The 11,883-nt window shown below is 70.3% G+C and carries 10 protein-coding genes; 2 read left to right on the forward strand and 8 right to left on the reverse strand.

The genetic code is table 11. The annotated features are described in order from the left end of the window. Nucleotides 1-48 precede the first annotated feature (48 nt). Entirely contained in the window at nucleotides 49-1,275 is a 1,227-nt protein-coding gene (locus DX914_RS17330) for an RtcB family protein (protein ID WP_115861055.1), read from the forward strand. Between the two features lie 79 nt (nucleotides 1,276-1,354). Beyond that, nucleotides 1,355-2,377 (forward strand): RNA 3'-terminal phosphate cyclase, encoded by a 1,023-nt coding sequence (gene rtcA / locus DX914_RS17335; RefSeq protein ID WP_231118313.1) that lies wholly within the window; start codon nucleotides 1,355-1,357, stop codon nucleotides 2,375-2,377. 44 nt (nucleotides 2,378-2,421) lie between these two features. On the opposite strand, the gene DX914_RS17340 is transcribed toward rtcA, so the two are convergent. Genes DX914_RS17340 through DX914_RS17375 form a run of 8 tightly spaced genes read right to left on the reverse strand, consistent with a single transcriptional unit; the run spans nucleotide 2,422 to nucleotide 11,757 of the window. Further along, entirely contained in the window at nucleotides 2,422-3,960 is a 1,539-nt protein-coding gene (locus DX914_RS17340; protein WP_115861057.1) for a glycosyltransferase family 87 protein, read from the reverse strand. A 37-nt stretch (nucleotides 3,961-3,997) separates the two neighbouring features. Then, nucleotides 3,998-4,762, reverse strand: coding sequence for an HAD family hydrolase (locus DX914_RS17345; RefSeq protein WP_115861059.1), 765 nt, complete (start codon nucleotides 4,760-4,762; stop codon nucleotides 3,998-4,000). Further along, the gene (locus tag DX914_RS17350) at nucleotides 4,759-6,861 is read right to left on the reverse strand and encodes a hypothetical protein (RefSeq protein WP_115861061.1); all 2,103 of its coding nucleotides are present in this window, start codon (nucleotides 6,859-6,861) and stop codon (nucleotides 4,759-4,761) included. The genes DX914_RS17345 and DX914_RS17350 overlap by 4 nt, the downstream gene beginning before the upstream one ends. After that, complete coding sequence (locus DX914_RS17355; RefSeq protein ID WP_115861063.1) at nucleotides 6,852-7,439, reverse strand: phosphatidylinositol-specific phospholipase C/glycerophosphodiester phosphodiesterase family protein; 588 nt, start codon at nucleotides 7,437-7,439, stop codon at nucleotides 6,852-6,854. Before DX914_RS17355 ends, DX914_RS17350 begins: the two co-directional genes overlap by 10 nt. Then, complete coding sequence (locus tag DX914_RS17360; protein ID WP_115861065.1) at nucleotides 7,436-8,149, reverse strand: glycosyltransferase family 2 protein; 714 nt, start codon at nucleotides 8,147-8,149, stop codon at nucleotides 7,436-7,438. The genes DX914_RS17355 and DX914_RS17360 overlap by 4 nt, the downstream gene beginning before the upstream one ends. 2 nt (nucleotides 8,150-8,151) lie before the next feature. Further along, a complete protein-coding gene (locus tag DX914_RS17365; RefSeq protein ID WP_115861067.1) occupies nucleotides 8,152-8,958 on the reverse strand; it encodes a class I SAM-dependent methyltransferase in 807 nt (268 codons plus the stop codon). Nucleotides 8,959-8,993: 35 nt separating this feature from the next. Continuing rightward, nucleotides 8,994-10,664: an NTP transferase domain-containing protein gene (locus tag DX914_RS17370; protein WP_115861069.1), complete on the reverse strand. Its 1,671-nt coding sequence runs from the start codon at nucleotides 10,662-10,664 to the stop codon at nucleotides 8,994-8,996. A 31-nt stretch (nucleotides 10,665-10,695) separates the two neighbouring features. Continuing rightward, nucleotides 10,696-11,757 carry a class II aldolase/adducin family protein gene (locus DX914_RS17375; RefSeq protein ID WP_115861071.1) on the reverse strand — a complete coding sequence of 354 codons (1,062 nt, stop codon included), beginning with the start codon at nucleotides 11,755-11,757 and terminating at the stop codon, nucleotides 10,696-10,698. Nucleotides 11,758-11,883: the final 126 nt, after the last annotated feature.

Below are 11,883 nucleotides of genomic sequence, written 5' to 3' on the forward strand. Positions count from 1 at the left end.
CGGGACGCGCAACGCCGGGTCCCGGCCACCTAACGCAGAGCAAGCACCATGACCACGCATAACTACGACGTCATCCAAGACCCCGGTTCGGTTCCGATCAAGCTGTGGACCCGCGGCGTGCCGCTGGAAGACGAGGCGCGCAAGCAGCTGCAGAACATCGCCAAGCTGCCCTTCATCCACCGCTGGATTTCGGTGATGCCCGACGTGCACCTGGGCAAGGGCGCGACCGTGGGCTCGGTGGTGCCGACCATCGGCGCGGTGGTGCCGGCGGCGGTGGGCGTGGACATCGGCTGCGGCATGATCGCCGCGCGCACCACGCTGACCGCCAGCGACCTGCCCGACAATCTCGGCGAGGTCCGCAGCGCGATCGAGCGCGCGGTGCCGCACGGCCGCACCGCCGGCCGCGGCCTGCGCGACAAGGGCGCTTGGCAGAACCCGCCCGAGCGTTCGATCGAGGGCTGGTCGCAACTGGTCGGCGACTTCCAGCGCATCTGCGAGCGTCACCCGCGCCTGAAGAACACCAACAACCTCAACCATCTGGGAACCCTGGGTACGGGCAACCACTTCGTCGAGGTCTGCCTGGACGAGGAGCAGCGCGTGTGGTTCATGCTGCACAGCGGTTCGCGCGGCGTGGGCAACGCGATCGGCACGCACTTCATCGAGTTGGCCAAGCAGGAGATGCGCCGCTGGATGATCAACCTGCCCGATCAGGACCTGGCTTACCTGCCCGAGGGCAGCCAGCACTACGCCGATTACGTGTTCGCGGTGGACTGGGCGCAGCGTTACGCGCGCATGAACCGTGAGATCATGATGGGGCATGTGGTCGCGGCCGTGCGCAAGGTCATCGATAAGCCCTTCGAAGCGGCGGCCGAGGCGGTGAACTGCCACCACAACTACGTCAACCGCGAGCACCACTACGGCAAGGACGTGCTGGTCACGCGCAAGGGCGCGGTGAGCGCGCGCGCGGGCGAGCTCGGCATCATTCCGGGCAGCATGGGCGCCAAGAGCTTCATCGTGCGCGGCCTGGGCAATGCCGACAGCTTCCACAGCTGCAGCCACGGCGCGGGCCGCGTGATGAGCCGCACCGAGGCGCGCAAGCGCATCAGCCTGGACGAGCACGTCAAGGCCACCGCGCACGTGGAGTGCCGCAAGGACGCGGACGTGGTCGACGAGTCGCCCGCTGCGTACAAGCCGATCGAGGCGGTGATGGCCGCGCAGAGCGACCTGGTCGAGATCGTGCATACGCTGCGCCAGGTGGTCTGCGTCAAGGGTTGACGCAGACCTGCGGCAACGCGGACACAACGAGGAAAGGAACGGGCGCGGCCTCGGCCGCGCCCGCTGCATTGACGGACACATGAAGATGGACATGATCGAAATAGACGGGCAGGCCGGCGGCGGGCAGTTGCTGCGCAGCGCGCTGAGCCTGAGCCTGTGCACCGGCATCGGTTTCAGCATGCAGCGCATCCGCGCCCAGCGCTCGCGCCCGGGGTTAATGCGCCAGCATCTGACCGCGGTGCTGGCGGCGGCCGAGATCGGCCGCGCCTACGTCGACGGCGCGCAGCTGGGCGCGATGTCGCTGCGCTTCGAGCCGGGCACGGTGACGGCGGGCGAATACCGCTTCGCCACCGGCACCGCCGGCTCCACCACCCTGGTGCTGCAAACCCTGCTGCCGGCGCTGTGGCGCTGCGCTACGCCGTCGCGCCTGCTGCTGGAAGGCGGCACCCACAATCCGATGGCGCCCAGCGCGGACTTCATCGCCGACACCTACCTGCCCTCGCTGCGCAAGCTGGGCGTGCAGGCCAGCCTGCGTTTGCAGCGCCATGGCTTCTACCCGGCCGGCGGCGGCGTGCTGCACGCGGACGTGGCGCCGTCGCAGCTGCGCTCCATCGTCTTGAACGAGCGCGGCGAACGCGTGGGCGTGGAGGGCGTCGCCCTGCTGTCGGCGCTGGCGGCCGGCATCGGCCGGCGCGAGCTGGCTGTGCTGGGCGAACGGCTGGGCCTGGGCGAGGACGCGTTGAAGCTGGAGCCGGTGCGCGCGCCGGTGGGCCCCGGCAACGCGGTGCTGGTGCGGGTGCGCCATGACGCGCACGAGGAGACCTTCGCCGGTTACGGCGAGCGCGGCATGCTGGCCGAACGCGTCGCCGAGAACGTGGCGGCACAGGCCGCGGCGTATCTGGATTCGACCGCCTACGCCAGCGAGCACCTGGCCGATCAGCTGTTGCTGCCGATGGCCCTGGCCGGCGGCGGCGAGTTCACCACCACCACGATCAGCGAGCACCTGAGCAGCAATGCGCGCCTGATCGAGAAGTTCCTGCCGGTGGAGATCGACTGGCAGCCGCTGGCGCCGCAGCTGTGGCGCGTGAGCGTGAGTTCCTGATCGACGCAGCGGCGGCCGCGACGGCCGCCGCTGTTTTTTGCGTGTCAGCCCATCGCCAAGGTCGGCGTGGCCGACGTCGGCAACGGCCGCGGCGGCGCTTCGCCGCGCGGCTGCCGCAGCAACACCCACAGGCACAAGCCCAGGGCCACGAACTGGCTGAGCGTGGACAGGGTCAGGCGGCCGATCAGTTCGGGCATGGGCAGGCCGCCGAACGGCAGCACCGCGGTCAGCGCCAGCCAGCCCATGGCCAGCAACAGCAGATTGCGCGGCGACAGGCGCGCGCCGGCGGCGATCAGCGCCCACAGCCAGATCGGCGCGAACAGGCCGTTGTGGTCGGGCACGAAGGGGCTGCGGTAGGCGGCCAGGGCCAGCAGCGCCAGCCAGGCGCCGACCAGTTCCAGCCGCGACATGCGCGGCGCGCGGCGCGCGCTCAGGATCGCCAGCGCGAACACCGCCAGGGTCCAGACCCAGGACACTGCCTTCTCCGCCGCCGGGGTCATGCCGGGCACGCCCAGCAGATCCAGCTTGAGCACCAGGCCGGGCACGGAATCGTTGATCGCCACCACCGGCTCCAGGCCGTCCAGCCACAGGAAGGCCCAGGATTCGTTGCTGAGGATGCGCGGCGCCTGGAAGTCGAAGAAGGCCTGGTACGGCGCCCAGCCCAGCCAGGCCAGCGCGATCAGGCTGTACAGCGCGGCGAAGGCGATGGTCCAGGCCGCTTCGCGCCAGCGCCGCGCGGCCAGCAGGTACAGGCCGAGCAGGCCGGGAAACAGCTTGAACACGGCGAAGCCCAGCAGCGCGCCGCCCAGCACCGGGCGTTGGCGCCAGAACAGCATCATCGCCAGCAGCGACATCGCGATCGCGGCGATCTGGAAGTTGCCCAGCTGCAAGGTCAGCAGCACCGGCGTGCTCAGCCACAGCACCGGCAGCAGCAGCGCCAGACGGCGGCCGGCGGCGCCGCCGATCCAGCGCGCCAGCGCGAACACGCCGAACGCGAGCAGCGCGCCTTCCAGCGCGAACCACAGCGCGCGCAGCGGCAGGAAATCCGCGCCGAGGGCCAGGCCCGCGCGCGGCAGGATCAGGAACTGCGGCAGGTACAGGAAGTCGTCGAGCTTGAAGCGGCCTTCCATGCCGGTGTAGTGCTCGGGGTCGTAGACGTTCTCCACGCCCTGCGCGGCCAGGCTGGCGGCCTTCCACATGCCGGAGAAGCAGTTGTGGCGCACGTAGAACTCGTCGAACCAGTAGGCCGAGGCCTGCGCCTGCTGCGCGTCGACCATGAACAAGGCCACGCCGGCGGTGCGCGCGATCGCGGCCAGCGCCAGCAACAGCCACAGCGCGCTCAGGCCCGGATGCGCGCGCGCGGCGCCGTCCCAGTCCGAGGGCAGGCGCCTGGCCAGCCAGGGACAGGCGAGCAGGCCCAGCACAAGGCTCAGGCCCAAGGTCCACAGCGGTGCGTGCGGCAGCTGCAGGTGCGCCATGGACAGCAGCGCGACCGCGGCCACCGCCGGCAGCATCGCCAGCAGCAGCGACAACAAGGCGGCGATGGTCCAGCGTTCCAGCGAGGGTGCGGCGGCAGGGTTCATGCGTTACGGCTCCGTGAGAGTCGAAGGCGGCGCGCGATCACTGCCGCGCCCAGCCTTCGACCTTGCCCGAGAACAGATAGCGGTTGAGTTCCTCGAAATCGTCGAACTCCAGGTCCGGAGCGACGTCGCGGCCGTTGCCGTTGCGCGCGCGGTCCACGCGCAGCAGGGTGGTGATGCCGAAGCGGCGTGCGCCGGCGATGTCGCTGGCCGGGTCGTCGCCGATCATCCAGATCTGCGCCGGGTCGATGCCGAGCTTGTCGATGGCCAGCTGGAACGGCGCTTCCTGCGGCTTGTCCGCGCCGGCTTCCTCGGAGGTCACCACGTAGTCGAAGCAGTCGTCCAGGCCGAAGTAGATGATCTTGCGGAATTGGATCTGCGAGGTCAGGTCGGTGATGATCGCCGTGCCGATGCCGCGGTTGCGCAGGGTCATCAGCAACTCGCGCACGCCGGGGAACAGCTCGCAATGGGCCAGGAAGGTGCGCCAGTAGGTCTGCTCCAGGTCCAGGGTGATCACCAGCTGGGTCTTGCGCCCCAGCAGCTCGATGCCGCGCTGGAAATACAGCAGGCGGCTGTGCGAGCTGGCGGTGCGGCCCAGGCGCTGCTTGACCTCCTGGCGCGCCTGCGCGAACGCGCGGCGCACGTCGTCGACCTGGCAGCCCAGCAACCGCACCGCCTTTTCCTCGGCGGCGGCGGTGGCCTGCGCATGCGGATGGCCGTAGGCGTAGAGCGTGTTGTCGGTGTCGAAGATGATCGCCTGCGGCGCGCGCAGGGACAGGTCGGCGGTATGGAATGAGAGGCTCATTGGATTCGGTTCTTCAGGGCTTCTTCGATCTGCACCAGGACCAGCAACTGCATGATCCCGCTCATGCCGTCCTCCCAGGCCGGGCGGACGTCCAGCATTTCCTGCAGGCCCGGCGCCAGGCTGCGCGCGGCCAGGGCGATGTCCTCGGCGGCGACGTCGCCTTCGATGCTCATCTCCACCTCGCCGGAGTCCTCGGCCAGCTGCACGTCCAGGTGCAGGCCGCACACGCCGATGAGGATGCGCGCCACGCGCTCGTGGTAGCTGCCGTTGCGGATCAGCGCGACCAGCTTCAGCCGCGCGTGTTCGGGCGATTCCAGGCGTTCGAGCTGCTGCGCGTTGACCGGCTGCAGGCTCAGCACCAGGCTGGCCGCAGCCTTCTGCGGATGGATGTAGCGCTGCGAATCCGGCGCGCGCCGCTGCAGCGAACCCGATACGGTTTCCAGCGAATGGCCGCGCTGGTGCACGTCGCGGTGGATCTTCCAGGCCCGGCGCAGGCGCTCGTCCACGTCCAGGTACACGCTCACGTCGTAGCGCCGGCGCAGGCGCGGGAAGTGCAGCGCGTGCAGGCCCGAGGCGATGATCACGTCGTTCTTGGGCAGCAGGCTGGGCGCCTCGAAGCGGCCGGCGCCGTGGTCGTAGCGGCGGCAGACGATGGCCTTGCCGTCCATCAGCGCGAGCACGTCGTCGTTGAAGCGCTGCAGGTCGTTGGCGCGCGGGTTCAGATGGGTCAGGCCCTTCCACATCGGCGCGTAGCGGTCCCAGATGTGGTAGTCGTCGCCGGACACGTGCACCACCGAGTGCTCGCCGAACATGCCGGCCAGGGCGCGGCTGAGGGTGTCCTTGCCCGAACCCGAGTCGCCGGCGATGCCCAGCACCAGCGGCTTCTGCGCGATGCGGTAGTAGTCGTTGCGGGCGATGCGCTCGCGCAGCATCTGCACGATCAGCACCAGCCCCGAAGCCACCACCAGGGTCATCCACAGCGAATGCACGTGCGGGTCGATGCGCGCGGCTACCGCGGCCACGGCCGGTGCCGGGTTCCAGCCCAGCAACGGCGCGGTGGCGCCGCTGGAAATGAACACGTGCATGGCGATCAGCAGCAACGAGAAGCCGCCGGCGAGCACGCGCGCGCTGCGGTCGCCCTGCAGCTGGTGCGCGACCAGGAACGGCACCAGCCACAGGTACCAGCCCGGCGGTGCCGGCGTGCCCAGCACCACCAGGAAGAACGAGAGACCGGTGCTGGCGATGAGCAATTCGAAACTGATGCGGCGGAAACGCCACGCGGCGTAGGCGGCGAGCAGGTACAGGGTGGGGGTGAGGTAGAGCTTGAGTTCCTCGCCCACCGGCAGGGCCAGATCGAACACGCGGCCGAATTCGCGCGAGCCCAGCACCATGCTCATGAAGCCCTGCGAGGCGGTCCAGGGCAGGGTCAGCGCGGCGGCGACCACGGCGCAGGCGGCCGCGAACGGCGGCAGCATCGAGCGCAGGCGCTTGTTGCGCCACAGGTAGATCGCCATGAACGGCGCGGCCAGGGCCATGCTGAGCTTGGCCGCGAGCGCCAAGCCCAGTACGCCGCCGCTGGCCGCGGCGCGATCGCGGCGCAGCAACAGCAGCGCGCCCAGCAGCAGCGCGATCGGCACCAGGTCGGTCTGGCCGTTCCAGTAGGTCACGAACAGCACGATCGGCGACCACCAGTACAGCCACAGCAGCAGGCGCGGGCGGTCGCTGGGCAGCAGGCGGCGCAGCAGCAACAGGCAGGCCAGGTCGGCGCCGAGCAGGCCCAGGCGAAAGCCGATGCCGAGGAAAGCGTGGCCGCCGGTGGCGGCGTCGGCCAGCCAACCCAGCAACGCGCCGGGCAGGTGCGCGAGCAGCATCACCGGCCCGTAGGGATAGGCCAATGCGCTGCCGCCGGCGGCGAGGAAGCTAGACCACGGGTCCAGGCTGGGCGTGCCGATGGCGTGATCGAGGAACGGCAGGAACCACTCCTGTTGGATCTTGGGCACCAGCAGCACGATCAGGGCCAGGCGCAGCAGCAGGCCGACGCGGAACGCCGGCAGGCGCAGCATCGGGTCCTGCCAGGGGCGGGGCGGGGTCAGCGCCAAAGCGCGGTCTCCTTGGTGCACACCGCATCGGCGACGATGCCCTCGCGCGCGAGCTGCGCGCGCAGTGCGGGAATGCTGTCGGCGGCGGTGCGGCCCTGCAGTTCCGGCGACACCAGGCACAGGCGGAAACCGGCCGCATGCAGGCGGTCGGCCTGGTCGCGGTCCAGCGGGAAGCGGGTGAAGCAGTCCACCCACACCCAGCGCACGCGCCCGGCCAGGGCCAGCGCGGTGTCGATGGATTCGAATTCCGATACGCGCACCGCGCAGCGCGGCTCGCCGCGGTTGGCGGTGCGTACCAGGAACGGGAAGGACTGGTCGAGGAAGAACCAGTCCTCGATGCCGTAGGCGCGCATCAGCGCGATCAGCCGGTCTTCCAGGCCCTCTTCCTTGACGTTGAGGATCAGCAGGCGGTGGCGGTAGTCGCGCAGCCAGTCCTCCAGCCGCTCGCCCTCGGCGAAGGGGTCGTGGTGCACGATCAGCGCGTCGCCGCGGCTGCGGATGTCCAGTTCGATGCCGTAGTCGGTCGAGGTTTCGCGCAGCTGTTCGCGGGTGTTGCGGCGGTGGCGGACGATGATCATGCGGAGTGGGAGAGGTCTTTGCGCAGGCGCAGGCTGAAGTCCACGGTGCGGCGGATGAAGCGCGCCTTGGCGCGCCAGTTCACGTTCCAGTGCGAAACGCCGTGCGCGCGCTGTCCGAAGCGCACCGGGAAGCGGCGCACCTGCAGGCCGTCGCGGCGTGCCTGGTAGTAGGCGTACAGGTCCAGCGAGAAATCGTGCGGCGGATCGCGCCAGCGCTCGAAGAACGCGCGCGGAAACAGGGTGGGCTGGGCGTTGATGTCCCACAGGCGCCGGCGCAACAGCGCGGTTTCGAACAGCGACATGCCCACGGTGAAGGCCACGTCGGCCGCGGGCCGTCCATAGCGGCGGCCTTTGACGAACAGGGTCGAGGGATCGGCGCCGTCGAACAGCGCCAAGCCTTCCAGCGCGTCGGCCGGGTCGGTCTGCATATCGGCGTGGGTCCAGCCCACGATCAGGCCGCGCGCGGCGCGCAGGCCGGCGAGGATGCCGTAGCCGTAGCCCTGGTTGCGCTCGACCCGCACGCTGCGGATGCGCGTGGCGCCATCGAGCAGCTGCGCCAGCACCGCCGGACTGTCGTCGGTGGAGCCGTTGTCGACCAGGATGGCTTCGACGTCGTCGCGCACGAAGCACTCGCGCAGCCGCGCCACCAGCAAGGGCAGGTTGCGGGCTTCGTTGTAGCAGGGGATCACCAGGGACAGGCGCAAGGACATGGTCACGGCGTTTCGATCTTCCTCAGCACGACCGAGCGGCCCATCGCGAACACCGAAGGCATCAGCTTGACCAGGGCGCGGTCGGTGGCATCGATCGCGCGCAGCATCCAGCGCGGCAGCTCGACGGTCTTGGCCTGCACCACCACGCCGCCGGAGACCAGGAACACGAAGCACTCGTTGAGTTCGTTGCGTTCGATCGCCAAGCCCGGCAGGCGGCGGCGGAACGCGTCCTCGTCGCGGAACAGCAGCAACGGAATCGCGCAGTTGGCCGACCAGGGGTCGCGCGGGTCGTTGGCCACCACGTTCTCGTCGAACACGTCGATGTCGTAGGACCAGCCCTCGTGGCGCATCGCGCGCAGCGCCAGGCGCAGCAGGAAGCAGGTGTTGAGATCCTGGATCAGGATCAGCCCGCCGGGCGCGAGTTTGCGCTGCATGACCTCGAAGAACTGCACCGGGCTGGGCAGGTGGTGGATCATGTGGCTGAACACCGCCACGTCGATGGAGCCATCCGGGTAGGGCGGGTCCATGGCGTCGGCGACGTCGTCGATCCACGGCCGCGGCTCCACATCGGTGATGCGGAAGTTGTCGTGGCGGATGAACTCCTTGCTGAAGCCCGAGCCGGCGCCGAATTCGACCACGCGCTGGCCCGGCTTGAGGTAGGCGTTCATCCAGTCGTAGCGGTTGCGCAGCAGGTATTCCAGGTTGCGCGGGCGGTGCTTGAGGAAGAACTCGCGCGCCAAGCCGACTTCGCCTTCGCGCGCAAAGCGGTTTTCCTCGTGCGTGGGGAAGTAGGTGCTGGGCAAAACCATGGGGCGGATCTCCAACGGGCGGCGCGGTCGCGCGATCAGGCCAGGACGGGAAGGCGGTAGCGTTGCGGCGGGCGCAGGCGGTAGCGCTCGGCCAGGGCCGCGCGCGCCTGGGCCGGCACCCGCGCATCGCGCTCCAGCCGGTAGGGATGGCTGTCCCACTTGTGCAGGCAGGACTGCCAGTATTCGAACGTGCGCAGATCGTCGGGCGTGCCCCAGCACAGGTATTGCGAGACCTCGAAGCTGCGCACGTTGAGGCCGGCGGCGATGGCGTCGTTGATGCAGCTGTCGACGTAGTACTCGCCGTTGACCCGGCCCTCGCGCGCGATCAGCGCCTGCGCGGCGGCGGCGAAGTCGGCGCCGCGGCGGAAGCTGAAGGCGCCGATCACGATCGGGTCGCGTGCGGGATCGGACAGCGGCTGCTTCACCGACACCGACAGCACCCGGCCGTCGACCTCGTCGATCCAGCCGTAATGCGCCGGCCGCCGCGCCGCGCCGGGATAGCCGCGCGCGGTCCAGACCACCACGTCCACGTCCTCGTCGGCCAGCAGCGCGGCCAGCGCCGCGCCGTCGTAGACCGCGCCGTTGTCGCAGGCGCCGATGGTCAGGGGTTGGTCCAGGTCCAGCCCTTCCAGGCCGAGCAGGCAGGTGCGCGCCTGGCCGTCGGTGACGCCGTCGAGTTCGACCAGGGCGCAGCCGGGGAAGCGCTCGCGCAGCGCGTCGGCGATGCGCGCGGCGTCGGCCAGATCGCGACGCAGCACGAACACGCGCTGCGCCGGCTGCGGCAGGTCGCGCGCGGCCTGCACCGCCATCGGTTCGCCCGACACCGGCACCAAGGGCTTGGGCTCGCGGTAGCCGGCGTCGGCGTAGCGCGAGCCCAGGCCGGCCATCGGCACCATCACTGCGCCGCGTTGGCGCGGCGCGTCCTGCGCGCGCGCCGGATCGGCCAGGCCGCGGAAGGCGTCGGACCAGTAGCGGTATTCCTCCAGGTCCTGCGGCGTGCCCCACTGCATGAAGTGCGCCAGTTCGTAGACCGACACGTTCATGCCGTCCTCGAGCAGCGGCTTGTAGGCCAGGCTCGCGTAGTACTCGCCGCCCAGGCTCAGGTCCGGGCGCGCGACGGTGCGGCGGAAGGCGTCGAGCATCAGCGCCGCGCTGCGGAAGTAATAGCTGCCGCTGGAGGCGTACTCGCGCCAGGGCTGGTCGGTCCAGGGCCGCTTTTCCTGGATGTCGAGCACGCGCGCGCCGTCGTTGCGCACGTAGGCGTAGTTGGTCGAACCCAGCATGTGCGGGTGGAAGCCGGTGTAGCAGGGGATCGCGCCGTCCACGCCGCTCTCGGCCACGGACGCCTTGAAGTCGCGGTAGTCCCAGACGCAGCTGAAGTCGCAGTAGTTGACGATGGTGGGGCGCTCGGGATCGAGCAGGTCGGCCGCCTGCAGCGCGGCGTGCACCGGCCCCAGCTTGTGCGGTTCGATCGCCAGCACGTGACCGCTGGGACAGTAGCGCTCCAACTGCTCCTGCATGCGGTATTCGGCCCGGGCCAGATGGTCGCGGTTGCAGACGAAGACGAAGTCGGTCTCGCCGGGGAACAGGTCCACCACGTGGGCGATGATCGGCTTGCCGTCCACTTCGATCAGCGGCTTGGGCACGGTGTAGCCCGCGCGGCGGAAGCGCTCTCCGAAGCCGGACATGGGGACGACGATCTGCATGCTTCCTTCCGTGGCACCTGTCGTTGCGGGGTTAGTGTTCGGGTTGCGGGTGTTCGGGGCGCGCCTGTTGCGAGCGCGCCAGCGCGCGGCGGTAGGCCTCGGCCTCCCAGCCCGCCAGCGCGGCCACGTCCTCGTCGCCCAGGTAGGACAGCACTTCGTCGCCGCGCAGGCGCAGCGCGACCAGAGCCAGGCAGTGCAGCATCGCCTGCGCGCCCGCCGACAGGCCCGGCGCGACCAGCACGCCGGCGCCGCGCACCAGCGCGTAAACCGGTGCGGTGTCGCCGATGCCGGCGCGCGCGACCGCGGCCGACAGCGTGTCGCCGGGCTCGACCACGGCCGCGCGCGCGCCCAGGAACACGGCGTGATCGGGGTAGAGCGCGCCTTCGCGCGCGATCGCCAGCGCCACCGCGTCGGTGGCCAGCGCATCTACGGATTCGTCGCTGGGACGTTCCCAATTCAGGTCGTTGACTGCGCGCAAACGCGCAAGATCGGCGCCCGCGGCGCCGCGTTGCGGCAGCGCCAGCCGCCGTTCGACCTCGGCCAGCAAGGCATCGGCGCCGGCACAATCGGCCGCGCCCACGACCAGGCCATGGTTGGCCAGCACCAGCACGTCGGCCGCGCGCTGCGACAGCGCCTCGCGCACGGCCTGGGTCAGCGGATAGCCGGGGCGCCGGTACGGCACCCAAGCCCAATTCATGTCGCTCAACAGGGCATCCAGCCGCGCCCGCGCGTCCGCGCGCACCGCCCACGCGATGGTGTTCACCGCGTGCACGTGCGCGACCACCGCGTGCGGCAGCAGCGCGTGCAACGAGGTTTCGATGGACGGGCGCAGCGCGCGCGGATCGGCCAGCTGGGTCAAACGCGCCTCGCCGTCCTGATGCTGCAGCGCGGCGCGCACCGCTTCCAGCGGCAGCGGGACGAAGATGTCGCGCTCGCGCGCCTGCGCGAGCCAGGTGCCCGAGGCCTTGACCCACAAGGTGCCGTCGCGCTTGCACGAGGTATTGCCGCCGCCGCCTTGCACCAGCAGCGGATCGGCGCCGATGCGCGCCGACAGCGCGACCAGCGCATCGGGCGCGGTCGCGGCCACGCTCATGGCGCGCCCGCCCGGGCCAAGCCCCGGCTGACTGCGTTGTGCTGCGGGTACGACCGATCCATCAGTCCCCTCTCCCTGCCCTGTAACGCTCCTGAAACAGCTAGAACTCGTTTCGGGCGCGAAACC

This window comes from Lysobacter silvisoli (genome assembly GCF_003382365.1).
GTDB classification, from domain to species: domain Bacteria; phylum Pseudomonadota; class Gammaproteobacteria; order Xanthomonadales; family Xanthomonadaceae; genus Lysobacter; species Lysobacter silvisoli.